This is a genomic window from Paenibacillus rubinfantis, from assembly GCF_001486505.1.
GTDB classification, from domain to species: Bacteria; Bacillota; Bacilli; order Paenibacillales; family Paenibacillaceae; genus Fontibacillus; species Fontibacillus rubinfantis.
In genome coordinates this window covers 124,177-149,790 of the sequence record NZ_LN909063.1, presented here as the reverse complement: position 1 = coordinate 149,790, position 25,614 = coordinate 124,177, and the positions used below count along the sequence as shown (strand labels likewise).

Here is a 25,614-nt window from a genome sequence, read left to right as displayed (position 1 = left end):
TCATCGTACAAACAAACGGCGATTCTCCAAGCGTGGAGGATCGCCGTTGTTGTGCCGGTGCCTTTCCCTTATGCGACATGGCCTTTGGGGGGTTCCGTCCGCTTGCGCCGATAGAGCGGCTGCCCCTTCGACCAATGGATAAACGGTTGTTCAAGGACATAATAGGAGAGCGTTGCCGCTGCATACGAGATCAGGACGACAAAGCCGCTGATTCCCAGCCAGCGCCCCACGTCCTCGATCCCGAAATAGTGATAATCCGGAATGCCGTACCTCTCGATCAACGTAATGAAGAGATAATGCCAAATATACAGGCCAAATGAAATTTTGGCGGTAAAGCGGAAGAAGCGGTTATCCAGCCAACGCCCGACCCACACGCTGAAGGGGGCTGACAACAACACGATACCAAACAGGATCGCATAGGTCGGAAAATAATACGGCTGCTGCTGGAGACTGAAATCAAATTCCCCGAGGTGGCGCATACGCCAGATCAACAAGCCGGCAAGCACCAAAGCGGCTCCCCCCAAAGCGTCGAACAGCCCCCGTTTACATGCATGCTCGATGGCGGCGCCGCGCTGCTTGATTGCGGCCATCGCACCTGCCGCCAGGATCCCGATGGTGAAGTGACCGAAGAACCCGACGGGGTTGTAATTGGGCATCCAGAATTTTGCACCGCCAATCTGGCCATACTCCCAACCCCGGCCGGTCTCGCTTGGCGTGAACCACTGATGGACTAACGAGTTGGCGACAAGGACCAATCCAAATGCGACGAACCAGAACAAGATCGCCTTCCCGAACGAGCGCCGCTTGCCAAGCCGGAACAATAGGGCCATGATCAAAGGCATGAGCACGTAGCTGAACACCTCGAAGCTGATCGACCAGAACGGCCCGTTTAAGTCGGACGGGAACAATGTCGTATAATGGAATCCCGCCGTAAACGTGAAGCCCGTAAGAATTCGTCGCCATAAGTATTCCGTCGGGATGTTCAATGACCATACAAGCCCCAGACAAACTAGCAACGAGAAATAATAGCCGGGCATGATTCTTGCCGCGCGGCGTTTGACATAGGTTCCAATACTCGGAAACGTCTCATTCTTCAAGTAAGCACTCCAAAAGGGAAACGACAACAAAAATCCGCTTAATACAAAAAACAAGCTCACCCCGCTGTTCCCGAGCAGGGCTACCGATTGCACCTCTTGAAGCCATTTCTCTTGCGCGGGCATCGCTAGACGTTGGGACAAGTGATGCAGGATGACGGACAAGCAAGCGATCGCACGAACGCCATCCGCTCCTGTAAATCGGGTTTGGTCTATCCGAATTTGTGACATCAGCTTCATTTCCTCATTTCCATCGTAACTTCCCGAACGGATCGCCCACGCGGGTACTCCTATCTTTCCATAAATCCCAAGTAAATCCTTCAAAGATTCAGGGGGGAAGATGAAAATTTTGTGCTCCGCGAAAAGGGACGGGGAACCCATAAAGGGGGATGCCGCCTCAGGGGCCGAGGAAATGATGGATTGTTTGGAAGAGTATCTATCGAGGATGGCTTAAGTACGGCTTCTTACTGAAATGATTATCCCCACAAGGCGCTTGCCTTGTGGGGATAAAGGGAAGGGTTAAAGCAACTGGGCGAGCTCCCATACATAACCGTCCGGGTCGGCAAAACATGCCGTCCGCCGCCCCCAGGGGCGGGTGATCGGTCCATTCAGCAATTTTACGCCTTGCTGTTCGAGTTCGGTGCAGATCTGATCCACGTCCGACACTTGGATCGTAAACAGAAACCGCGTTCCCTCCCCTGCCCGACCTACCTGCGCCGGCTCAACCAATTCAGGGGCATTCTGCTGATTCAAGAGATTGATGCAGGTGTTTCCATAATCAAATACCACACAACCCGCGTCTTCATAATGAATCGCAAGCTGAAACGTCTCTTGATAAAACGCCTTCGACCGCGGCAAATCTGCTACAAACAAAGTGATTTCGGTAATCGGGTTCACCCATCCCGATTTCTTCATGTTCCTCAGCTCCTCACGACGGGTTTGTCTAATACTCCTCTACCTCTATATAGACGAAACTCGACTCCCAAATTCATCGTTTCTACTCTGCAAACCCATTACGGCTTCGACACCGATACGAGAAGCTCGTGATCCGCAGAGATCACCGTAACTTCGGGCGGCAGGACTAAGTCTTTGATAAAAAGAGTATCCCCGATTTCCATGGCACTGATATCCAGCTCCACCGAAGTTGGCAGATCTTTCGGGAACGCCTCTACCTCCACATACGGGTCCTGAATTTGCACCACTCCGCCCGATTTGGTCCCGATCGGAGTCCCGATGAGCTTCACCCCTAGCTTCGTACGGATGATCTCCCCCGACTGGACGAGCTGAAAATCCACATGAATTAGCGCGCGAGTTACTGGATCGCGCTGAAGATCCTCCAGCAGAACCGTCATAGATCGGCCTTCTTCCATCTCTAGCTGAAGGAAACCGGATGCCCCTTGCTTCAGCCATTTCTCGAATGGCTTCGTGTCAATATGAATGCTTTCATTTTCGGCATTCTTGCCAAATACCACCCCCGGCAACCGTCCCTTCTGACGTAACTGACGGAGTCCCGAGGTATTTAATTGGGGACGTCTTTCGGTATGAATTGTTGCAGCCATGCTCTACCTCTCCTTTACATGAGTGATCTTAAGCTCTGAAACAGCAGCCATCGAATCTCCCCTGAACGGGGATCAATAGAGAAACATAGCATCCAAACCTCCATCCACTAGGCAAAACGCCATACATTTAATGTAAAAAACCCACATACATAGACGAAGGCACCCCACTCCGGAGAGTGGAATGCCTATGGGTTTTATCTACCATATCATATTTAGACTGAAAGGGGTATAGGAAGAAGGTGGCCGATCGGCTGGCTCGCCTCTTTCAGCAGCTCGATTTTCTCTTTTTCCCGCAGGTCTTGGATTCGAATTTGCTCGGAAGCTTTCGCATACTCCTCCCATACGAGAACGCTGTCCGCTTCTTCCCATACGGTCATATACTCGTTCTCGACTAAATGGTAGAGACGGCTTTTCTTGATCAAATTATAGGTGAAAAAGTCGTTGGCCGTAATCCGATGGTCGTCTTCATCCCGGTTATGCATGTAAGGTCCGGTCACGATATGTAGATCTACTTTATACGTATCGCTAAACAAAGGTTTCTTCGTAAACCGCACCTCGCACACCTGCTCCACGGGGCGATTTGCCTCTCGGCAAGCCTTGGCGATCGCGCTAAACACTTTGCAGTAATTATCGACCACGCGTTCGTTTTCACCGTATACCAATGGGAACCCGTCCATCCAGGGAGGGGAGATCAAAATTTTCAGGACAGCCCCTTGCTTGATGGCCTGCGACAAGCTGGGAGAAATTTTACTCGTCAGGATCAAGCGGTAGCCGGACACCCAGACTTCCCTATCGCACGACTTCAATAAATGCTCCAACAACTGCTGCTTATTAAAATGAAGATCATTGATGCCAAACTCATGGATTCCTTCCAGGAGCTTATCATTTTCTTGATTCTTATATTTGACGTAAATATCGGAGATGAGCGAGAAGATCGATGCGAGCAGCGAAGTGGCACAAGCCAGCGCCAATTCCGGGACGAAGCGGTTGTGTCGCATCGGGGAAACGTAAATCAAGATGGAACCTAATACACTTGCGGCTAGCATAATCACGACATACACATTGTTGTGAAGCTTGTAGGCCTGGAGCTTCTGCCATAAGGATCGTTTGCTGTTCATGATGTGGTCTCTTCCTCCTAGATATCCTTGCGGTAATAAACCGTATCAAGGCCCGGGCCTCGCCCGTCTTTGATTCGCTGGACTTCCTGCATCCCAATTCGGTGCAAGACTCGAATATGGCCGTTGTTGGTTGACCAAGTTCTCGTCATGATCGGCAGGTTCCTGGCCTTGGCGATTACCTCCAGTTCCTTATACAAGTGCGTCGTGATTCCTTGGCCGCGAAACGCTTGATCCACGATCACGGTCGTCACATAGATCGTTTCCAACTGACCGTTCGAATCCTCATACACATATTGCGGGCGAAAAGACATGAATCCCACCACTTGATCTTGATCCTGTGCCAGTAAGAAGGATTGCTCCTTTAACTTTTCAAAGTATCGCTTAGGCTCTTGAGTTGCCGCGGAGCCCGCCGTCAAATCGGATTGGTAGGTATGCTCACGAGCGGATAAAGGGGGAATAAACTCAGAATCATAGCGGCAGAGCAGATGCCATACCCCTTCTAAGAGCGTAGCATCCATCAGCGTTTCGTATCGTCGGTATTGGATCGGCAAGTTTAGGTCATTCCTCTCAGTTCTCTAAGATGTCTTTGGTCTATTATACTCCCTTAGCCTTGAAAAGGGGGAGACTTCGACTTCTATTTCGAATACGTAGGTTTTCCATATCCAACGGGTTAACGGGCTAGTTAAAAATGATTTCCGAAGCAGACGCATCCGGAACTGCGAAGTGAAGCAGACGCTCCCCTTCCTCAGAGAGAGCCTCCGATTCTTCTTTAGAAAACACGCGGAAGGGGGCGATATGCAGAACCGCTCCACTCCGCCCGCTTGTTATCTTCCAGGTCCCCGCTACGAAGCCGTCGATCAGAAAGGCTGAACGAATGATTCCGTTCGACGTGAAAACACGTTTGCGATAAGCCTCATCCATGATTCGACTGCGGTCCGCATAGGACAACAGCATATTGTCGAACTCACTTAGAAACCTCGGTGCAGACGGTGAATCCGCCTCGGGCCGGGGAGCATTCGGCAGATCAAATAACTCCTCGCCGCGTTCATTTCGGAATGTGAGAAGATCCGAACGAAGAGACGGAATGACTTCCTGAATTCGTGTAAGGCCCGACCATACCTGGATGTCCTTGATTGTGGCCGGCCCAAATGCTGCTAAATAACCTCGAATGAGCCATTCCAGATCTGGCGATGGAGGGAGAGGTTGACCGAGCCAAGCCTCCATTGTTGTATGGACCGCTTGACCGCTTTCTCCCCATATGCCCCGAGGTGGGATTTGCACTAGCGGTACTTTATTTCGGACCACTGCCGCGGCAGCTTCCGGATCAAGCCCCGGCCATTGTTCAGCTAATCGCATACTCAATTCATGCAATGTCAGGGGCTGCTTCTCCACCAGCGCCCTCCCTGCCGAAGCAAGCGCTTCTAGGTCTATCCCTTGAATGGGTTTGCCGAAGGATCCCTTCAAACTGCGGTCCATGACGGGCTGCAGCAAAGGGCGCAACTGCATAGCGGCGCTGGCAGTGGCCAGATGCAGTGTCGAACGCATTAGCGCCAGACGTACAACCTGTCTATCCCGCAAGAGCTGGGATAGTTCTTCGTGCCGAAAACCTTCCAGCCGCGACCACAAACCAAAATAAGGAGCATTTGGGGATTGTGCCTGTAATCCAACGAGCTTCTCTATAGCCTCCAATATTGGGAGCTCGGCACGGCGAAGCAGCATTTGCCTGGCAAGCAGCGCGCGATTCAGCTCGCGGTCGCGAAGGACTTTGTCATTTGCAGATCCCCTCATGTTTAAAGCTCCCTTCATCGAAATGGTGGATTACATTCGATCTTCCTTATTGTACATCTGCTCACGTTCCAGATGAACCAGCACTTTGCCGAATCGGCCGCCTTGCCGGATTTCCACTTGATCACCGGGATAACGGGTGTCCAAATGATGGGAGACGATTTGGCGAACCTTCTCATCCACCGTGACACCGTGCAGCTTCAACCAGTCAAGGGTATTCCCATATGCCACCTCTTTGGGGACTGAAGTGGTTTTCATCTCCCGGGTGACCAGCGATTGATACGAATACCCCTTAAGCATCAGCAATTGAGTAAGATAGAACATTTCCAAATGCTCTTCCTTACGGGGGAGATCGGTAACAAGCGGCCAGATCTCGTCGACCAAGCTATGCTCCCGGGAACCTACCGCCAAGCTCATGTAACAATACGATTTGGCGCAGCTCAGCACGCGCTCGACACTAGGCCAGTCAATCAGAACCGGGCACATGGAGACAAAGACGAGGTCAAAGGCACGTTCCCATCCCCTCTCTTCCAGATCGATGCTCTCAAAGGGTTCATGTACCACCTGGATCGACCCTTTGGTCAGACCCGATCGATTCTGCTGCAGGAGCTCAACCAACGGGTTGGAGGTTTCAACCGCCGTGACATCGGCTCCCTGCTCCGCAAACGGGATGGAAAAGCCACCGGACGCCGCACCAATATCCAGAATGGAGGAGCCTGAAAATTCAACGCCTTGGTCCTGCAGCCAGTTCATGATCCGCCGGGCTCGTCGCCGGCCCCCTTCGCTAAATACCTCCTGATTAAACGATTTAGCCGAGGAATCAAGCGCATGGGCCGGATCCACGCCCACCCTTTTCATCTTATTGATGCTGGTATCTTGGTCTTCCTTCCAAGCTTTTTCCCATAGCGCTGGATCAAACAGCTGATTCACCATAACTCACTCTCCTAATTCAAATTTGTATCAAAGATATTAAAGACTCTTATTGTCTTTAATTAGCGCAAAAAAGAGAGAGGTTTACACCTCGATCTTCAGATCCTTCACGAGCTCCGATATCTTCTGATTTCGTAACTGTTCCTCCATTTTCTCTTCTGCCGATAACACGACCTTTTGAATCGGACAATCGGGTCCATGTTCAAAACTGCAATCAAACAAAGAAGCTGAACCTTCGATCGCATGAATAATATCAAGGAACGATAGGTTCTCCCAATCGCGTTTAAGCCGATATCCGCCGTTCGCCCCCGGGGTTGATTCAATCATGCCCGCCTTCACCAGCTTGGTCAGGATTTTGGATAGATAGGTTGGAGATACCTTATGCCGCTCAGCTAACTGCTGAACACCCATTGGTTTTTGCGGCGTTGCTGCAGCCAGAAAAAGCATGGTGTGAAGAGCATAATCGGTTGCCTTGGAGTATTTCATTTGTTGTCACCTCTATTAGGGATATCACATATCCATAATAACGATTATGTTCTACCACGTCAAATCAGCCGGCAGTTGGTCGCCGGCTGATGTTGTGGTTTCGCTTAAAGCATTCCCGATGCAGACATGCTGGAATGCGCCGGATGAGACTTCAACGCCTCCGCCGTTTCAAAGGAATGGATGCAATCCAGGGTAAGTAACTTATCGAATACACGAAGCAGATCCTTCGATCGCGGCTTATGCACCTTGATGCGCAGCGTGCGGATGCCTTCATCTTCCGCCTCTTCGGCTGGGGCCTCCAGCGACATATGCACAATGAGGAGGCCTTCCTGTTCGAACAAGTCGGCAATCCGAGCAACGCCGCCCTCCGTGTTGAGGATTCGCACCGTCACTTCATTCCGACTGCGTTTGTTGTGGAAGCTCTTTTCAAACTTATTTAGCAGCACCAGAATAATAATGACCAATACCGTCACAAGCACCGCTCCAAAAAAGAAGCCGGCCCCCACGCATAACCCAATCGCCGCAACCACCCAGATGGAAGCGGCCGTGGTTAACCCTGAAATACTGGAACCGTTGCGGATAATGGCCCCTGCGCCAAGGAACCCGATCCCGGACACAACTTGAGCCGCCAGTCGAGCCGGGTCCATACGCACATTATATTCGTTGGCAAAATCGCCAAACCCATAGATGGAGAGCAACATAATCATCGTTGCCCCTACGCATACCAGAATATGCGTACGAAAACCGGCTGCATGGTTGTGCCATTCCCGTTCTAGCCCGATCAAACCTCCTAGCAGAAGGGAGATTACGATTCGCAGCGACAGGTCCAAATAGGAAATGTTCCACAACCCCGCATCAATAATCTTCATTGCCTAGACATCCCCTTATCTTCTCGTCATGGTCACTACAGCGGTGACACCTCGGCGATCACGGGATAATGATCAGAAGGATATCGGCCTTCATACAACTCGCGGTCAACCCTGAGTTGATGGATCTGCAAATCCGGGGATACAAAGATATAATCAATGGGTTCTCCGGATTCGCCACCTAAAAAGTGATGGACCGTCGCCCCCACTTCTTGATTCTCTTGATGCAGAACGGAATAAGCGTTGCGATAACCTTCCCGCTCCAACCCCGTAATCACCGCGTGTTCCGGGTATACGTTAAAATCGCCGGTTAACACCACCGGGAGTCCGGTCTGGTCCCGGAATTCTTTGATTCGCGCTCGAATTAATTCCATGCCTTTCTGCTGGGCCTCATCGCTAATATGATCCAAATGCGTATTAAACGCTGCAAATTCGGACCCCGTTTGTGATTTGAGGGTCACCCAAGAACACATGCGCGTGTGGGAAGTATTCCAACTTTTTACCCCCAGCTGCTCCGGTGTTTCCGATAAGCTGAAATGGCCGGAATTCCCTGCACTCCACTTGCTCTTTTTGTAGAAAATAGCGGTATATTCGCCTTTGTCGCCGCCTTCACGCCCTTCTCCAATCCAAGCGTATTCCGGGAGTAACGGCTCCAAATCCATAAGCATGTCATGTAAGCCCTCTTGAATGCCAATAATGTCCGTATCGTGACGCCTAATCACTTCAGCAACCGCTGTGGTACGATATGGCCAGGCATTATCCCCGTCGGATTCCACGTTCTGTCTCAAATTAAAAGTCATGATTTTCGCAAACATTGCTTGCCTCCATTTTGGGAACATCCAAATTAGATTCTGGGTTTACCTAGTTATCCTTCTTACTGCCTCTACCGTACACAAAGTACATCGTAATCCCGGCCATAATCATCAGCACGACAGAATACACCAAGGACATCGCCCGGGCACCCACCCCGGCTTCTGCGTCCGTACTGCTCTTGATGACAATCCCCAGCGTTTGGTATACAGGGTGATATAAGAAGACGGTCATATCGTAGTCGTCCAATATTTTAATAAAGTTTAACGCAAGGACGGCGAGGGTTGACGGCAGGATGATCGGCAGCAAAACCTTTCTAAAGGTATAGAACGATTTGGCACCCAGGTTTTTTGAAGCATCTTCTAAATTGCTGTCTAAGCTAAAGAAAGAGGCTTTGACCATTCGCATCGTAAACGGAATATGGATAATGACGTAACCGATCAAGAGAATCCACATGGTTCCCGTAAGGATCGTATTTCCGGCAATGAGGCGCGGGACATTGTACGTCACCACTAAGCCAATCGCAATCAGCGTGGACGGTAGAATCCATGGAATCAGCAAAGAATACTCCAGAGCGGTTGCCAGCTTACTCTTCTGGTGTTTGTGTAAGATCCGAGATGCAAATAGAGCCAGGGCCACGACGGAAAACGACGCTGCCGCAGCGTACAGAATACTTACCAGGTAAGGTTTAAACGCACTCATGGTGGTAAACAATCTACCGTAATTCTCCAGCGTAAAGCTATCTAAGCTAAGCGTAGCTGTAGCAATACTTTGCGAATCCGTAAACGAGAAAATGACGATCAGGGTTACGGGAATTAAGTAAATTACAAATAAGGCATACCCGACAAAGTGCGTCAGGAGGTTACCTAACTTATGATTAATCTTTTGCTTCACCAAGACGGACTTCACCTTGGAAACGGACATATAGTTGCCTTGTTTCTCAAATCGGATCATAATCGATAGCAAGATGATCGTAGCCAGACCTAGAACCAGCGCGAGTAATGCCGCCAGATCTTTAGAAGTGGAGCTCTTGGAGAACGTCAAGATCATCGGCGTAATCGTTTGGAACTCCGTTCCCCCCAGAATCAGAGGGGCCGACATGGCTCCAAGTCCGGTCAGGAAAGTTAAGATGGTCAAGGCAAAAATTGTTGGTTTTAATACAGGAAGCACGACACGCCGCAAAATATAATAGGTAGATGCCCCCATGCTTCTCGCAGCTTCAATCGTTTGGAAATCCACCTTGCGAATCGCGTTCCCTAAAAACAGGATGTGATTGGATGTACACGCAAACGTCATCACAAAGAGGACGGCCCAGTACCCGTGGAACCAACCGGTGTCAAAGGCGGGAAACAGGCTCGATAACACGCGAGTGATAAAGCCATTTTCACCATATGCAAACTTATAACTCGATGCCACGACAACCCCGTGATATAGCAAGGTTGTAAAGAACCCCAGCTTTAGAATTTTCGCTCCCTTAATCTGAAAATACTCCGTTAGAAGAACTAACGTAATCCCAACGACGTTCACTGTAATCACTAGGGATACGGCTAACACAAAACTGTTGGTTAAGCTGGACATGGCTCGTTTCGAGGTCAATAGCTTGTTTACTGCATCCATCGAGAAATTTCCGTTTTTGAAGAAAATCTCATAATAAATATTCAAGTTCGGGAAAATGAGAAAAGCGAGAATGAACCATGCAAGCAGGACGTACAACAGAAGCTGTCCATAATTAATGGATCCAAATTTGTTCTTTAAGGTTTGTACGCTCAATTCCCTCCCTCCGTCCGATCATATTGCATGATATCCGCAGGTCTGATGTACACATCGGTTTCCGCACCGACCTCGAGCCCCATAAACCCACTTTCTTTTTCGATTGTCTTTAACAAACTGCCTCCCGGCATTTCCAATACATATTTACTATATAGCCCGTAAAACTCACGATCCACGACCTTCGCCTGCAGGCGGATCACGTCGCTGTCGGTTACCGGCGTTAAATTCACTTTTTCATTCCGAACGTAGGCAACTTTGCCCGCTTGGATGACATCCTTTAATGGGCTATTCGCAATCAATTCCGCATCTATCTTATTAATGTCACCGATGAAATTACATACAAATTCCGTTTTCGAAGAATTGTAGATTTCATACGGTGTACCGACTTGTTCGAGGTTACCGTTGTTAAATACCGCAATACGATCAGATAAGGTTAAAGCTTCTTCCTGGTCATGCGTAACATAAATGGTGGTGATCCCAAACTGCTTTTGCAAATCTTTCAGTTCATTTCTTAGCTGTACGCGTAATTTGGCGTCCAGGTTCGACAAAGGCTCATCCAGCGCCAAAATCGCCGGCTTCAATACAAGGGCTCTCGCAATTGCAACACGTTGCTGCTGGCCGCCCGACAAATCGGACACTCGTTTGAACAATTGGCTTTCCTTTAAATCAACCTTACGAGCAATGTCTCGTACTTCCTGATCAATTTCAGCCTTGGAAGCTTTCTTCACCCGCTTACCGAAAGCAATATTCTCGTATACCGTCATCGTTGGAAATAACGCATAGCTTTGAAATACCATCCCGATGCCGCGTTTTTCGATGGAGGCCTGCGTAATATCTTTGCCTTTTAACTGGATGCTGCCGCCTGAGGGAGAGATGAACCCGGCCAAACTGCGAAGAATCGTGGTTTTCCCGCAGCCGGAGGGGCCTAGGAAAGTAAAAAACTCACCCTCATTAATCGTTAATCGAGAGATGTTGTTCCTTCGATTGATTCACCCGCTTCATCAGCAGTTCCACAGCTGCCGCCGCAAGCCGCTCCGTATCTTGACGAACGGTAGTCAGCGGGATCGGCGTTAAAGCGGAAAGGTAAGTATCCGAAAATCCGACGATGGATAATTTCTCCGGTACAGCTATGTTCATGTGAAGTGCCGTAAACAAAGTAGAAATGGCTACCTGGTCATCTGCACACATCACGGCCGTCATTTGGGGATTGCTTTGAATAAACTCTCCCTGTTCGGCATCGTACTTGTTAAAGCGGCTCGGATCACAGCGCTCGTTTCTAAAATGAATGTATTCGCTCTTCACCGGAATTCCATGATCAAGCAAAGCTTGAACATACCCCTGATATCTTTCTTCTCGACTTGTAATGTTCTCGATCGCGTTAGAAGAGTAACCAATATCCCGATGCCCCTTCGCAATCAAGTACTGGGCCATTTCGTAAGATCCCCGAAAATGGTCGTGATAGACGCAATCGATGGATATCTCGCGGAAAATCCGGTCGATAATCACATTAGGAACCTTCTCCATCTTCAACCTGAGCACCTGATCGCTGCAAGTTCGGCTGCCCCGCGGGAATAAGATGATTCCGCTGATCCCTGCAGCAACAAGCGCTTGCAAACATTGGTCTTGGTCATCTTGATCCTTGCTAATTCTAAGAATGAGTTCAAAATGATGCTTGCGCAGCTCATGTTCAACCGCCGAAATGATTCTGGACGTATAGTCAGACATATGAGGAACGATAAGCGCGATTTGCTTATTGACCTTCTTTTCAACCAAACTTGGTACGGGTTCCTGTAATTTCTCACTCCGTCTTTCATGCCGATCGCCGGAAAGAAACGTTCCTCTCCTTGGCAAGCGGTAGACCAATCCTTGCTCTACGAGTTGTTCCAAGGCTAATTTACTCGTCATTCGGCTAACGCCGAACAATTTCGCTAGCTCACCCTCGGAGGGTACAGGATCATGCGCTTGAAGTCCCCGGGTCCCGATGATTTCCAGTACTTTCTCCGCAACCTGCAAATACAGCTGTTGCTTCTCTTTCTTGGAAGTGCTTTCAGAACTCATGTCCGGACATTCCTTTATCATTTTTTAGTTGGTAAACCGCGCGTGATTTACCAAGCCATTCGCTTAAGCTGACATAACCATACAATATGTCACTGACACATTCAATGATACTAAACAAAAGAATTTTGTGGGAAAATATTGAAGTATCGCGAAAAAGCAACTCTAGCACCTCTCCTGCGCCTAGGTTATTGAAATAGGTTAGAGCCAAAATTTTAGAATCAGTGACATATTCCAATATCCATAGCAGGGGATCACTCCCCTCCCCTAAATCCATAATCCATGTCGCCAACCCGATGAGAAAGGTGTTATCCTTACTAGAACAGTCCTACGCCCAAGCGGAACGCCCTTCCGTTTGGGAGTATATGAAGCACTGATCCAATTGTTAAGGAGGAGTCGTCTTATGCGAGCCCACCGTCACCTTAAATCCATTCTTGCGGGGTGGAGGCCGGCTGTTTTCTCGTTCATGGACTGGGGCGTCTTCGCTCTCCGTTCTTACCATTATCTATTGCTATCGTCCCGACTTTTCATAGAAAGTGAACTTACGAGCCGAACCTGGTTCAATGGCATCTGGTTGATGATGGCCTTTCTCGTCCCCATGCTATTCTGGTTCCCTGGGCGGCGGATGAACAAGGGTTGGTTTATCCTCCTGGAGCTCTTGCTCGGAGGTTCTTATTACGTAAACTCCGTGTTCCACCCGGATCTGGCTTCAAAAGCAGACTACTTATTGCCGAGTCTTACGATGGGATACTTAATGTCGAAACGTACCCTCTGGGTCATTCCTGCCGTGACTTTGATTCCCTTTACTTTTCAAACCTTCCTGAAATCCTCTTGGGAGCAGACCCTTAGTATTGGCACCGACAATCTGTTATTCTGCTTTATCGGGATATGGGTAAGCTTCGTAGCCAAAGCGTATCATCAGAAGAATGAAATGGCCGCAGAAATCGAGCAGCAAAATAAATTGCTAACCCTCTATGCGGCGGAGATCGAGAACATGACCCTGCTTGAAGAACGCAACCGCCTGTCCAAAGAACTTCATGACACACTGGGACACTCCTTTATCTCCCTCATTATGAGTCTGGACGCTACCATTGCCCTAATGGATCGCAAGCCTGCCGAAGTCAAAGAACGGTTAATTCGTTTAAGAGAGTTAACCGAACAAAATCTGGATGAAATGAGAAGCACGGTTCACGAAATGGGGGAGGAAGCGTTGAGCCTTAAGCAAAAGGTCGAAGCGCTTGTGAATCGTTTGCGAGAACACACGGGAATTGTTCTGAATGTGAATCTGGTCGGTAACGAGCCCCCCTTGCGTTTTGAAATGCAACAAACGGTTCTTCGAGTGATTCAGGAGTCTTTTACAAACGCCCTAAAACACGGGAAAGCGTCCCAGTTGGATCTGGAACTTCAATTTTCCTAATCTATGCTGCATTTGATCATTCGAAATAATGGCAAACCCATTTCAAAGCTGGAGTATGGCTTCGGTTTGACTACGATGAAACATCGGATTGAACAATGGGGAGGAAGCTTGCGGGTATCTTCTGAGGAAGGGAACGAAGCCATGACCCAAGTTAGATGTAATATTCCGATTAAAGGAGTTATAGGGTATGACCAAAATTAAAGTCTTGCTTGCCGATGATCAGGAATTAATTCTGGAGAGTCTGAATATTGTCCTTTCGATGGAAGAGGATTTGGAAATTGTGGGGTTAGCCAAAAATGGGCAGGAAGCCTTCGAATGCTGTGAGCAGTCTCAGCCGGATGTGGTGCTCATGGACATTAATATGCCCGTCCTCGACGGTGTCGCCGCAACGGCACGGATTAAAGAGCGGTTCCCTGCCATCCAAATAATCATGCTGACCTCCTATCGCGAAGTCGAATATGTCTTAGCGGCATTAAGTCATGGAGCGGAAGGCTACCTGCTCAAAGCCATTCATCCCAAGGACCTCGCGGCCGGCATCCGGGTGGTTCATGCGGGAGGGACGTTAATCACGCAGGAGATGGCGAGTAAAATGATCCATAATATGAGCACCAACCCCGCCGCAAAGAGTAATGAGTATGGACTTAGTCCCCGCGAAATGACCGTGTTGCACAAGCTGGCATCCGGGCTGCGCAACCAAGACATTGCGGAAGCCCTGTCCCTAAGTGAAGGGACGGTTAAAAATTATATCTCATCGATTTATTCGAAGCTGAATGTGAAAGGGAGACGGGAAGCCGCCCGTAAAGCCCGAGATTCCGGAATCATAGATCGCCTCTAACCCGGTCCTGACCAAATCATGACAAAAGCGCACTGCCTCGTTATGACTTTTTCAGCGTATACTCCTAACCATTAAGCCATAGAGGAGTTGAGGCAAGTCATGAAGAATCCATCTGCACCAAAAGTTCGTTCATTTTTTCGTTTTCCCCTCACCTGGATGGTCGCGGGGACGATCGGCATTCTGCTCGTAGATACGTTATTCCGGCTGCTAGCAGGAGATGTAAAGGGAATAACCTCTCTTCTTTTAACCCTAACGGCTAGCATCGGGGGGATTCTCGTCTATTGGCTCACGATGAAATATTTAGCTCATCGGTCCCTTTCGGAATTGCCCCGACGACGCGCAGGCGCGGAAGCTGGCAAGGGACTCCTAACGGGGACCTTATTTATTCTAGTGTCTACTGGGATGATTGTGATTCTGGGGGGGTACTCTTTTCAATGGGCGCCTACTGCGGATCCAAATCGGATCCTACTCTCAACCATTGAATCCGCCTTAGGCGCAGCTATTGTTGAAGAACTGATCTTCCGTGGGCTGATGTTCCAGGCCATTCGTCAATGGTTGGGCAACTGGCCTGCTCTCGCTGTGACCTCCCTTTTCTTTGGGGTGGCCCACCTCGGGAATCCCGGGGCGACCTTATGGAGTGCGCTCGCGATCACCGTTGAAGCCGGCGTCCTGCTCGGAGCGGCCTTCCTATGGCGACGGAACTTGTGGTTTGCCATGGGGCTGCACTTTGCCTGGAATGCACTTGAAGGAATGCTGGGCATTCCGGTTTCCGGGCACCCTGCAACCGGTCTATTTACGGTAACCGTGAGCGGCGCTCCACTTCTCACCGGTGGCGATTTTGGACTCGAGGGTTCTATTGTTCCGGTGATGGTCAGCCTTCTGATCGCAATTCCGATGCTGATTGCCGCATCTCGGAATCGAGCAACAGACTAGTCGAGCTTCTTCATCGTTTCAAATAGACGTTTCAAATGAACTAATAGGTCGTTCTTGTCCTCCTGTGTCCAATCTGCCAACGCTTCTTGCATCATACGCTCCCGGGTGAGGTTAATCATCGTTATGATTTCCTCCCCGTGTTTCGTCAGTTCAGAGACGCGAATGCGCGAATCTGTACTTGATGGATACGTATAAACGAACCCGGCGGCTTCTAACTTATCGATTTGCCGACTCACACTCGAATAACTTTTCCCCATCATGGCGGCCAAATCGCCCACACTCGTGGATTGGAGATGTCCAATCCCCACGAGCACGCGGAAGGCGGCCGCTTCCAAATTCACGCCCGCCTTAGCGATCATTTTCATATCCCGGTCAGGCCGATTAAGCAGGGAAACCAAATCAATTAGCGCTTTAAAAATTTCATTTTCCATGCTTGTATTATAGCTTAACTACCGGGCGGGGCGTCAACGGCGCGTCCCATGCCGCTTCGATCTCCTCTAAACCAAACTCCGCCGTGGCAATGGTTAATTCCCCCTCGGCGGCCATGTCAAAAACCCCCTTCACCGCGGATAACATCTCTGCTTTTGACACACTTTTCCCGCCGCTGCCTACCAATTCAATTGTCGAAGCGCGCAATATGGCGGAAGGCAACGGAAGTTCTTCTTGGCCGGATGCAGTTCCAATGCTCACAAAGCGAGTTGCCCGTTCCGTAGGGGTCTTCGCAAGCGCGGACAGGATGGCGACAGCGCTGTCGCCCCAAAGGTAATCCAATACCACATCCACGCCGTCAGCCATCGCCGGTATGAGGGTTTGTTCAAAATGCTGCTGCCCGTCCTCTGCGGTCATATCAAAGGAGATGGTGACATCGGCTTCCAGCGCCTGTAGCTTCGATGCATTGCGCCCGGTGACGATGATCTTCTTGGCGCCCAGACCCTTCGCAATCTGAACCGCTAAGCTGCCCGATGCCCCGGTGGCTCCATTAATCAACACCGTTTGGCCGGATTGGAAGCCCACTCGATATACCAGCGCCGCCCAAGAAGACATCGCCGGGTTAGCGATCGCGGCCGCGGTCCCCTCATTGAGTCCGTCCGGCAAACGGATCAGCAGCCTTTCACTCACCAGGGTTTGTTCCGCCAAACTGCCAAATGGTGCGGTAGGCATCGCAAAATAAACGCGAGTCCCATCTTCCAAGGTTCCTACGCCATCCATTCCAGCCACATTGGGAAAGTGACCTTCAGAGGAATAATGCATGCCCATTGAACGGAACTTGCTCACTCGACTTAAGGCAGCTGCCGATACATTCACGACCACGTGCCCCTCTGTTCCAACAGGGGAATCAAAATGCCCCAGTACCGGGGGTGTTCCTTTCTCCTTTACAATAGCGGCTCTCATCTTCATTTCACCCTTCTCTCACTCAAATTATGTGCGTTTTGCACACAATTGAGTATAACACATTATACGTGCATTTTGCACATATTTATTGGATCCAGGTTGGGGTGCCTCTTCTTAGGGCAAAATATACCAAAACCCTGTCCGAAATGGATGTCCGCATTCGCCTCGAAGGTTTGGAGGACCAGGTCACGGACACTGTGCTTCGTGTAACCGGGCGAGCTCCGCGTTCGCTGGAGCAATTTATAACGGCGCATAAAGCCTCATTTCCAGCTACAGTTCCTGTAAACTAAGCCTAAAAGGCTCTCCCTCATCATCGTTGAGATGACCGGAAGAGCCTTTTTTAGGTTCAATGGATATACATTTTACCGATTCGTGCCTTTTAACGTCCGAAAGACCCGCAGGACCATCTGCAAGATACCCCGCAGTTGCGGCTCATCCATCCCCAGTTTGGCTGACGTGATTAAGGCGATCCGCTCATGCACCAGAAACCGGGCCAGATCCCGAATGTCCACCTCCATCAGGACTTTAATGATCGTTGTGAATACAAGCTCCACCTTATCAGCAATCGGCCCCGGGCCTTCGCGATGCTGCTGCAGTTCCTGATTTTTCTGATCCATATAATGCTTAACCGCGGCGAAGAAGAGATCCCACTTCGTTCCGTACGTATCGTATATACTTTGGCGGGCAATGCCCAGCCCTGTAACCAAATGGGGCAGCGAGGTGCCTTCATAACCACGATCCCCAAAAACATACATGGCTTTATGCAGAATCTCATTCGTATCAAAGGCCTTCGTTCTTGCCCACGTTCATGCCCCTTCCTTTAAATACTCCTAAGCTAATTATACTATAGCTATGGGCCAACCCACTTCAAACGTTAAAAGTGTTGCAATATAATATTCGTAAGACCTCGGGCCGAGAAAGAAGCAGCGCATTTTCAAGAGTTAGGAGAAGTTGGAACATGAGGATGAAGAAAAGAATAACTTGGTTGGGTTTATTCATCATCATCATGGTTACATTGACATCGTGTGCGCAGGTTAAGAACAATTCCACTTCACATCCACAAGAGAAGTTGACATTAGATAAAGTGATCGAACTCTCTCATCAAGGACAAGATCTATCTTGGAGGGATTTTGAAAGGTATGACAGCACGGAGGTCGGCAGCGGCCTGTATATCCTGCGCTATGAGCTGGAGGAGGGCTATTCCCTGCTTATTGGAGGGGTTCCCAAGGAAAAGCCTTTCTATATCAGACTGGTCGAATCGGATCATTCTGATCCGGGCATCGACATTCGGGAAAATAACGTAGAGGCGTTTATTTCAAAGGAAAAATGAGCCCGGTATCACTACCAGACTCATTGGGCTAGCTGTTGGGTATCTCCGTCTACATTCTTCTGCTCTTCGGGCGTAATGCCCAGGAGGCCACGCCCAGCGCGGCATAAAAAAGGGGGAGAATCACATGAAAACCGTAATCGCCATAATCATTTGCGAACACATGGGACAAGGCCGCACCCGTCATTAGAAAAAAGATCCCGCTATAAGCCCATTCCTTGAGTCTAGGCAAACCCGGCAGAACAATTGCAATTACACCAAGCAATTTCCAAGCTCCGAGAATATTCGTCACGTATAACGGAAAGCCAATATCGGTCACTAAGTCGATATTCCCGCCCATTCGCATCAATTGCCCGATGCCGCTTAACGTAATAGAGAAGGCCAGTAATAGGGTGACGGCCCAATAAGCCACCTTCCTTCCCCTCGAACTGCGGACCTCTACCTTCGTCATATTTTCATTTCCAATCATCGTATTCATTTCTTTTCCTCCTTTGATTTCAGGCATTCGTTCCCTTGCTTCACCTTGATGGGTTAATCATAACGAGGAATCATGTCAAAACATGATACGGTTTAAAAGGCCCGCTAGCAAAATGAAAAAGGCATCCGTTTGGATGCCTTCATGCTTGAGAAGATGGCGATTTAGAACAAAGTTTCTTCATTTTATCTGTTGTGGATGGATCCAAGGGAATATTGACAGTAACTTGGAGGTCCACCGAGTCTAACGCCTGGAAGGAAAGATGGCCAAAACGAAGGGAACCCGCCAGGGGATGATAAAGCCGCTTTTCCCCTTCCGGTACATCAATTACATGATGCAACGGCCACCATTCCCGAAACTTCTCACTTTGCTGGTGCAGATCCTCAATAAACTGTTCCCACCAAGGATCCCCGACATGATTGGCATAATTCGTCCGAAACTGGGCCAGCCGAAGCTTGGCGTTCGTTTCCCAGCCGTCAGCCAGCAGTTGCTTGGCCTGATTCGTCGTGAAAAGGCGCCATAAGGAATTTCGCTCTCTGGCCGACATGGCTTCATAATCTCCATAAACAAGCCGCGCGGCCTGGTTCCAGGCGATGACATCCCACCTTGAATTAACCACAAAAGCAGGGCTTTCCCCCTGTCGGTCCAAAAATTCCTGCAGGAGCCGGCTGACGTTCTGCTGCGGTGAATATTGATTTGGGGGCAAATGTCCCGCCGCCAGCAAGAAGAGATGTTTTCGCTCAATGTCGTTTAATCGCAGTGCACGGGACAGGCTATCCAACACTTGAGTGGATACTTGAATCTCTCTCCCTTGCTCCAGCCAGGTGTACCAGTCCACACTAATGCCCGCAAGCATGGCAACCTCTGCCCTCCGAAGACCCGGTGTCCGCCGTCTTTCCCCGGAAGGCAAACCTACCTGCTCGGGAGTTAGAGCGGCCCGCCGGGTACGGAGAAATTCCGCTAATTGCCGGGCCTTTTCGCGCTCTTCCTGCATCTTACCCCTTCTCTCCGCCAGCTCTTGTAATCAGGGAGTCCCACTCCTAGGATCATTCCCTCTCTCGTTATTCTATACCAACGATTATATACTGATGTTGTCTTCATTGCATAAAGCCCACTACCTTACCCAAAGGAGGAACATCTATATGAATCACTTGAAGAATGGAGATAGAGCAACGACCTTGGATTGGAGCAAGACTTCGCTGGTTGTCATCGACCTGCAAAAATGGATCGGCTCTTCGTATGCACCTTATTCCGCCGAGATGGTCATTGCCAATGCGGCCAAACTGGCCCATCACTTCCGGAACAAGGGGGCTTTCGTAACTTTCGTCCGCGTATCCAGTAAAGACTTTAAAGATATGCCTTCCCCCCTGCTTGATAGCACACCGCCGAAACTGAACTTGATCGAAGGCTGGGATGAGTTGGTTCCCGAGCTTGGTGTGACGGAGACCGACCATATCATCACTAAAAAACAATGGGGAGCTTTTCACGGGACCGACCTGGATCTGCAGCTTCGCCGCCGAAACATCGATACGATCGCTCTCTGCGGCATCGCCTCAGGGATCGGTGTGGACACCACCGCCAGAGAGGCATTTCAGCATGGGTATCAGCTTGTTTTTGCCATCGATGCGATGACCGGGTTCACCGAGGCCGAGCATGAGCATGTCCGGAATGTCATTTTCCCGAGGATCGGCCGGATTCGCACAACTGAAGAAATCTTAGAAGAGAAGTAGAACCCCCTACACCGACAAAATGCGCCGGGTAATCTCCTCTCGCGGCTCCGCATCAAACTCCGAATGCAGCATATCCCGAAGAAGCTCATATTGTTGCCTCGCGGCAATCCGGTTGTCGGATAACAGGTAAACGTGAATCAGCTTCTCATGAACCTCTTCGTTCAAAGGGTCAATCGATATCGCCATTCGGAGGGATTCCGCCGCCTCGGTCAAACGGTGCTCCTGTACATATCGCTCCTGAATTTGCAGTAGTAGACGAATATATTCTTCCATCATCAGATTCCGATCGCTCTCGGCCCACACATAATCCTTCCCCGCAAGATAACCGGCTCGATACACCCGATGAAGCTGCGCCTCATAATCTTTCAGCGCTTCTCCCCCCTGCGGGAGCTCCTCCGACAGCTGTCTCCGAAAGGTATCGTGATCGGTTGATAAATGCGTCATATCGAGCCGATAACTACCTCTCGCAAAGCTAACGATATTGCCGAATCCTGCTTCCTGCAAATTTTTGCGCAAATAATGTACAGTCGTATGCAGCAGCTTGAACCCTTGTTCCATGTCGGCTTCCGGCCACAGGTTATCCAAGATTTCATTTTTGTCCACCGGCTCCCCGCGATGGTGTGCCAGCAAAGCCATAAGCTCCTCTGTCTTCGCCGTCCGCCATTTTACTTCCCCGACACTCTCAACAAGCGGCCGTATACGAAACCCGCCATAATCGTTAATGTGCGCTAGCACAGGAGCAGCCGACGGTGCGTGCTTATTCCGTAATGCGCAGAGCAGCTCCTTGACATACTCGGAAACTCGGGGCGTGTCGCTATTAAGGAAGGTTTTCTGATAAGCGGAGAGAAGCTCTTCCATGATAGCCCCCTCATCTAGAAAGCTGCGATTGAAACTTTGCGGCTCGGCTAGGTGCAAGGCGGCATCCAGCCGCATCAGGGCAAGCTCCTCCTGCCCGGATCGATAGAACGACACGCTCTGAACGATCAGAATCTGAATCCGATCCCGCAGACGCCCCTCCCTCTCCAATAACGGATAAAGCCGCTCAGCAAGCAGGCTTGCTTCCCTTGTCCGGCTGCATGCCGCTAGCACACGCACGAGGTTCACCTGTTCAAACACGTTGTCGAGCGACACGTCATCCGCAGCGGTCATCCCGCACCGTTCCAGCCATTGTGTCCCATATTCGAGGTTTCCCCCGCGCACGGACAGACTTGCCTGTTCGGACTCGATTTTCCGCAGGAACACGGAATAATCGGGAGAATGGATGCGCAGTTTCAACTCATCCAGAAGCGCGATAGCCCGTTCCGGGAACCCCTGCGCCTGCTGGATTCTCGCAGCGCTCACATAAAGATGATACAAGCTGCGCGGATTGGAGGAGTGTCGATTCGGATTCAATAACGGACGAATCCATGCTTGTGCTTCGTCCAGACGATTCCACTCGTACAGCAGTTTGCTATACGAGGCATGCATCGATTCTCCAAACGGGTGGTCCTGCTGATCTTTCCAATGCGCAAGCAGTTCAATGAACAACTCCAAGGCCCCATGGTAGTCGTCTAAATAGCCTAAATGATCATCAAACTCCTCAACTCCATAATGACGGTTGCGTCCCATCTGATGGGAGAAGCTGTCTATAGGGATATACTGATCAGCGAGGATGAAGAAGTGCTTTACACGCGGTAAATCTCGCTCGATAAAAGCGGAGGTAGCACACAAAATATAGATATTGCCCATCAAGGTTCTCCAATGCAGCTCGTCCATATGCTCCCGCATGGCCTCATATCGGATACGAGCCTGCTCCACCTTGCTTGGGACTTCATTCCAACGCCGCATTGTGATCATCATATGGAAGTAGAGCAGTTCCACCATAGGTAGGCTCCCGATTCTGCCGAAGTCGGATCAACTGGTTTACTAAATACAACCTTCAGAACCATCCCGGATGCTTCCTCCCCGATATACACCAGGTCAGTTACTGAAAATTCCATACTTGGAGCCAGCGTAACCTGCTCCGTCATGATGTCGCTATTCAGCGAGCCATCTTTGACCGCGATCGCTTTGATCCAAGTGCCGCTCGGGACATAAAAAGGGCCGTTGTACATAACAGTGTACGGGTCCGTTTGCGGATTTGTCGACGGATCATGAACACCGTCCTCCGTGTAATAGATCGTGGCATCGGGCGTTGTTGTGCTTAGCATAACCAGGACCATGCCGCCGCCATCGGTCTGAGTGAGCGTAGGCATCGCTACCTTAGGTTGGACCACGATTTGAATAGGCACGTTCAGATTTTGATTAAACTGGTACTTCTCAAGCATGGTAATGATGGAAATCTCTAAGTTAACGTTACCCGCTCTCTCCGGAGTTTTAATGGTGAACGGCAACGAGAGAGCACCCGGCTCGATGGGAAGCGCAGCCTCCACTGAACCGAGGGAGATCTCCTCCGGTGTAATTGTAAAGTTCATCTGGGATTGTCTTGACGATAGCGCAGAGGACAGAGCCGACAGGGACATCACCTGATCATTTTGATCATATACGTCAAAATTCAAATGATAATCATTGGGCCAGGAGACTTGCGTCACTTCTTGCCCGGTTGCATCCCGAATGGAGCCTTTGATTTCCATCCTTTGAATCACCTGTACCTCTGAATCAACCACAGGGAAGGTTACACTTGAAAAACCCCCACCTATGCCCAGCGTTAAGGTATAATGATTCGCGCCTTCCAAACTTGTCGGATCAAACGTGATCGGCAATGAGAAACTACCAGGCTCACTGACAGGGGCCTCTCCTAACGCTCCGACGGAGATGCTGGTTGAATAGGGAGTCAGGATTGGCGCAACCGAAGCTGCTCCGGAAGGCAATGGAAACATCATCAGATTCCCATATTGGTCCTTGAGATCGAAGTTTACATGATAAGATTGTCCCCACTCCGCTTGCGGCACTTCTTGTCCCTTCATGCCGCGAAGCGAACCTTGGAATTCAACTTTCATAGCATACTGTGGGGATCCGACTTTGAAATTCTTACTAGCTGTGACATGACTGTCGTTATCCAACAAGGTAATCGAAACCATGGAAATCCCCGGTAGCAAAGATTCCGACGATGTGTCTACAACGACCAACCCACGATTGGGATCTATTGTCGCAGGAACCCCACTTAGGACTACAAATTCGGAATAATTGAATAGCGTTTCACCGAACTGATTGATCGCCTTCACCGGAATTCCGATTCGCGAACCTTTGGCTATCGTGTCCGAAGAGCTAGCAAAATCAATCCGGGCAACCCTCTCAGCGACCGCATCCACAGGAACTGAACCTATGACTGTGGACGAACTCGTATAACCTGCCGTCACCATGTACTGCCCTTCCTGCACATTCTCAGCAAAGGTCAGTTTATAACCGTTTGCCTGATCCGCAGTAGTCTGAACCGCTATTGGAGAGCCGTTTCGTGTGACGGATAAACGAACAGTGGCAGGGTCAGCGTACTTGCTGAACTGGACGTAAAATGTCTTCGCTCCGGTTTGTCTCGCATTTACGATACTAAGCGTCGTTTCGACCGGCGAACTTACGGGAGGAGTTCCCGTAGACGATGTTGGTGATGTTGGTGGTGTTGGTGTCAAGCTTCCGTTATCCTGTCCCTCCCCCGTCGACCCTTGGGAAGAATCATACTCTTGTTTGGCTTCATAAGAACCTAGAACAAGCAAGTCACGCGTTGCCGCTCTTGATCCGCCAAACACACCATCCTCTCCGTTCGACATCAATTTCAATTCCAACGCAAGCGCAACATAATTTTTGGCCCAGTCAGATACCGTAGAATCATCGACTCCCGGCGTTCTCTGTGCTTCCTTTTCTTTGCCGAGTCCACGAATCAGGAACGTCGCGAGTTGCTCCTTTGTTACTTCACCTCCAGGGTTAAACACCCCTGGGCCAGTGCCCTTCGTGATTCCAGCCTCTTTTACCGCCTCGATGAACGGCAATGCATATCCGTTTGCAGGATCGTCTGATTTCACATCTTTGAACGAAGACGTCTTTAAGCTCGTGTCCACTTGCAAACCGAAAATCAACGCAGCAACTTTAGCAAACTGCGCTCGATTCATCTCATCCTTGAGACCAAAATTGCCCTCAGCCACCCCCTCAAATATCCCGGCAGAGATCATCGCATCGAACTTCTCCTTCGTTGCAGCATCTAGATCCTTCAGGTCATTGAAGTTGGCTGTAGTCTTCGTGTTGACCGATGGTGTTGAGCTATCCGCATGGCTGACCACAGGTTGAAAGCACAGCAGAACCGCCATCAATAGCCCCATTATTTTCGTCTTCATTGGATTCACCTCCCTTTTCGTTTGATTCTAGTTTCTTGCATGAATATACCAGAACCCGACTTAACAAATACTCAACAGGGAGAGAGAGGTGAACCGTGAATCCAAGTCGAACTATTTATAAATAAATACTATGGAATGAGGTTGGAAAAATGAATACAGGTAGAACCTGGACCGTTTTATTTATTGGTGGAGCGTCCGGAATAGGCAAATCAAGCCTCGCTTATGATATGGCCCGATTCTATGGCGTAAATGTTTTGGAGGTAGATGATATCCACCTCTCCGTAAAAGCGGTAACCACAAAGGAGCATTTTCCCGTAATCCATTACTGGGACTCTGGAGTCAAGTGGCATGAGGTTGGAGTTGAAGGTCATGTCAACTGGCTAATGGAGGTAAGTAAAGAGATGTCTCCCGTACTCAAAGCACTTGCCGACCGGCACATCGAAGATCAATTACCGATTATCATTGAAGGCGACTTTATTCACCCCGAACGGATCTCTTCACTGGATCACCCGGAGATCAAATCCATCTTCGTTCATGAACCGGACCAAAACCAAATCGTGCAGAATTATTTAGCGAGAGAGGGCGGCGAACTACAACATTTTAGAGCGGAGGTAAGTATTGCGTATGGAGAATGGATCGCGGATACCTGTAAACGGAAGGGAATAAGATGCATTGAATCTCGGCCATGGGATACGGTTCTAAGCAGAGCCATCGAAAGCTTGAAGTAA

The 25,614-nt window shown here is 49.7% G+C and carries 25 protein-coding genes and 1 pseudogene; 6 read left to right on the top strand and 20 right to left on the bottom strand.

What is annotated here, in order from left to right:
• Positions 1 to 68: 68 nt before the first annotated feature.
• The 13 genes and pseudogenes from BN3277_RS05765 to BN3277_RS05705 all read right to left on the bottom strand — a co-directional run bounded on the left by BN3277_RS05765 (position 69) and on the right by BN3277_RS05705 (position 12,476).
• On the bottom strand, positions 69 to 1,325 hold the full coding sequence (locus BN3277_RS05765; protein WP_059041797.1) for an acyltransferase family protein: 1,257 nt from the start codon (positions 1,323 to 1,325) through the stop codon (positions 69 to 71).
• A gap of 288 nt (positions 1,326 to 1,613) precedes the next feature.
• Positions 1,614 to 2,009, bottom strand: coding sequence for a VOC family protein (locus BN3277_RS05760; protein ID WP_059041335.1), 396 nt, complete (start codon positions 2,007 to 2,009; stop codon positions 1,614 to 1,616).
• Positions 2,010 to 2,107: 98 nt separating this feature from the next.
• Entirely contained in the window at positions 2,108 to 2,653 is a 546-nt protein-coding gene (locus tag BN3277_RS05755; protein ID WP_028538411.1) for a 50S ribosomal protein L25, read from the bottom strand.
• Between the two features lie 212 nt (positions 2,654 to 2,865).
• Positions 2,866 to 3,771 carry a hypothetical protein gene (locus tag BN3277_RS05750; RefSeq protein WP_059041334.1) on the bottom strand — a complete coding sequence of 302 codons (906 nt, stop codon included), beginning with the start codon at positions 3,769 to 3,771 and terminating at the stop codon, positions 2,866 to 2,868.
• Positions 3,772 to 3,788: 17 nt separating this feature from the next.
• Positions 3,789 to 4,322, bottom strand: coding sequence for a GNAT family N-acetyltransferase (locus BN3277_RS05745; protein ID WP_059041333.1), 534 nt, complete (start codon positions 4,320 to 4,322; stop codon positions 3,789 to 3,791).
• Between the two features lie 127 nt (positions 4,323 to 4,449).
• Positions 4,450 to 5,559: a winged helix DNA-binding domain-containing protein gene (locus tag BN3277_RS05740; protein ID WP_232436339.1), complete on the bottom strand. Its 1,110-nt coding sequence runs from the start codon at positions 5,557 to 5,559 to the stop codon at positions 4,450 to 4,452.
• A 30-nt stretch (positions 5,560 to 5,589) separates the two neighbouring features.
• Positions 5,590 to 6,489, bottom strand: a complete 900-nt coding sequence (locus tag BN3277_RS05735; RefSeq protein ID WP_059041331.1) for a class I SAM-dependent methyltransferase — start codon at positions 6,487 to 6,489, stop codon at positions 5,590 to 5,592.
• Positions 6,490 to 6,570: 81 nt separating this feature from the next.
• On the bottom strand, positions 6,571 to 6,972 hold the full coding sequence (locus tag BN3277_RS05730) for an Rrf2 family transcriptional regulator (RefSeq protein ID WP_059041330.1): 402 nt from the start codon (positions 6,970 to 6,972) through the stop codon (positions 6,571 to 6,573).
• A gap of 104 nt (positions 6,973 to 7,076) precedes the next feature.
• A complete protein-coding gene (locus BN3277_RS05725; RefSeq protein ID WP_059041329.1) occupies positions 7,077 to 7,841 on the bottom strand; it encodes an MgtC/SapB family protein in 765 nt (254 codons plus the stop codon).
• A gap of 35 nt (positions 7,842 to 7,876) precedes the next feature.
• Positions 7,877 to 8,653 (bottom strand): endonuclease/exonuclease/phosphatase family protein, encoded by a 777-nt coding sequence (locus BN3277_RS05720; RefSeq protein ID WP_059041328.1) that lies wholly within the window; start codon positions 8,651 to 8,653, stop codon positions 7,877 to 7,879.
• A 46-nt stretch (positions 8,654 to 8,699) separates the two neighbouring features.
• The gene (locus BN3277_RS05715; protein ID WP_059041327.1) at positions 8,700 to 10,418 is read right to left on the bottom strand and encodes an ABC transporter permease; all 1,719 of its coding nucleotides are present in this window, start codon (positions 10,416 to 10,418) and stop codon (positions 8,700 to 8,702) included.
• Positions 10,415 to 11,380 (bottom strand): annotated as a pseudogene (locus BN3277_RS05710) (ABC transporter ATP-binding protein); the annotation flags it as partial. The pseudogene BN3277_RS05710 and the gene BN3277_RS05715, both read right to left, overlap by 4 nt.
• Complete coding sequence (locus BN3277_RS05705; RefSeq protein WP_059041325.1) at positions 11,370 to 12,476, bottom strand: GntR family transcriptional regulator; 1,107 nt, start codon at positions 12,474 to 12,476, stop codon at positions 11,370 to 11,372. The pseudogene BN3277_RS05710 and the gene BN3277_RS05705, both read right to left, overlap by 11 nt.
• A gap of 400 nt (positions 12,477 to 12,876) precedes the next feature.
• Here BN3277_RS05705 and BN3277_RS05695 point away from each other — a divergent pair, with 400 nt between their 5' ends.
• From BN3277_RS05695 to BN3277_RS05685, 3 genes are all read left to right on the top strand, one after another.
• The gene (locus BN3277_RS05695; protein WP_232436338.1) at positions 12,877 to 13,890 is read left to right on the top strand and encodes a sensor histidine kinase; all 1,014 of its coding nucleotides are present in this window, start codon (positions 12,877 to 12,879) and stop codon (positions 13,888 to 13,890) included.
• Positions 13,891 to 14,077: 187 nt separating this feature from the next.
• Complete coding sequence (locus BN3277_RS05690; protein ID WP_059041323.1) at positions 14,078 to 14,725, top strand: response regulator transcription factor; 648 nt, start codon at positions 14,078 to 14,080, stop codon at positions 14,723 to 14,725.
• Between the two features lie 99 nt (positions 14,726 to 14,824).
• Positions 14,825 to 15,658 (top strand): CPBP family intramembrane glutamic endopeptidase, encoded by an 834-nt coding sequence (locus tag BN3277_RS05685; protein ID WP_059041322.1) that lies wholly within the window; start codon positions 14,825 to 14,827, stop codon positions 15,656 to 15,658.
• Here BN3277_RS05685 and BN3277_RS05680 read toward each other — a convergent pair.
• From BN3277_RS05680 to BN3277_RS26400, 3 genes are all read right to left on the bottom strand, one after another.
• A complete protein-coding gene (locus BN3277_RS05680; protein ID WP_059041321.1) occupies positions 15,655 to 16,089 on the bottom strand; it encodes a MarR family winged helix-turn-helix transcriptional regulator in 435 nt (144 codons plus the stop codon). The two genes, BN3277_RS05685 and BN3277_RS05680, sit on opposite strands and share 4 nt — an antisense overlap.
• A gap of 7 nt (positions 16,090 to 16,096) precedes the next feature.
• Complete coding sequence (locus tag BN3277_RS05675; RefSeq protein WP_059041796.1) at positions 16,097 to 17,050, bottom strand: quinone oxidoreductase family protein; 954 nt, start codon at positions 17,048 to 17,050, stop codon at positions 16,097 to 16,099.
• 362 nt (positions 17,051 to 17,412) lie between these two features.
• Positions 17,413 to 17,805 (bottom strand): TetR/AcrR family transcriptional regulator, encoded by a 393-nt coding sequence (locus tag BN3277_RS26400; protein WP_059041320.1) that lies wholly within the window; start codon positions 17,803 to 17,805, stop codon positions 17,413 to 17,415.
• A gap of 203 nt (positions 17,806 to 18,008) precedes the next feature.
• Here BN3277_RS26400 and BN3277_RS05665 point away from each other — a divergent pair, with 203 nt between their 5' ends.
• A complete protein-coding gene (locus BN3277_RS05665) occupies positions 18,009 to 18,380 on the top strand; it encodes a hypothetical protein (protein WP_059041319.1) in 372 nt (123 codons plus the stop codon).
• A 49-nt stretch (positions 18,381 to 18,429) separates the two neighbouring features.
• On the opposite strand, the gene BN3277_RS05660 is transcribed toward BN3277_RS05665, so the two are convergent.
• Positions 18,430 to 18,855, bottom strand: a complete 426-nt coding sequence (locus BN3277_RS05660) for a DoxX family protein (RefSeq protein ID WP_059041318.1) — start codon at positions 18,853 to 18,855, stop codon at positions 18,430 to 18,432.
• A 139-nt stretch (positions 18,856 to 18,994) separates the two neighbouring features.
• On the bottom strand, positions 18,995 to 19,846 hold the full coding sequence (locus BN3277_RS05655) for a helix-turn-helix transcriptional regulator (RefSeq protein ID WP_059041317.1): 852 nt from the start codon (positions 19,844 to 19,846) through the stop codon (positions 18,995 to 18,997).
• A 148-nt stretch (positions 19,847 to 19,994) separates the two neighbouring features.
• Here BN3277_RS05655 and BN3277_RS05650 point away from each other — a divergent pair, with 148 nt between their 5' ends.
• The gene (locus BN3277_RS05650) at positions 19,995 to 20,582 is read left to right on the top strand and encodes an isochorismatase family protein (protein WP_059041316.1); all 588 of its coding nucleotides are present in this window, start codon (positions 19,995 to 19,997) and stop codon (positions 20,580 to 20,582) included.
• A gap of 6 nt (positions 20,583 to 20,588) precedes the next feature.
• Here BN3277_RS05650 and BN3277_RS05645 read toward each other — a convergent pair whose 3' ends face one another.
• Positions 20,589 to 22,445, bottom strand: coding sequence for a BTAD domain-containing putative transcriptional regulator (locus tag BN3277_RS05645; RefSeq protein WP_059041315.1), 1,857 nt, complete (start codon positions 22,443 to 22,445; stop codon positions 20,589 to 20,591).
• Complete coding sequence (locus BN3277_RS05640; protein WP_059041314.1) at positions 22,418 to 24,886, bottom strand: S-layer homology domain-containing protein; 2,469 nt, start codon at positions 24,884 to 24,886, stop codon at positions 22,418 to 22,420. The genes BN3277_RS05645 and BN3277_RS05640 overlap by 28 nt, the downstream gene beginning before the upstream one ends.
• A 149-nt stretch (positions 24,887 to 25,035) precedes the next feature.
• On the opposite strand from BN3277_RS05640, the gene BN3277_RS05635 reads away from it, so the two are divergent.
• A complete protein-coding gene (locus tag BN3277_RS05635) occupies positions 25,036 to 25,614 on the top strand; it encodes a hypothetical protein (protein WP_059041313.1) in 579 nt (192 codons plus the stop codon).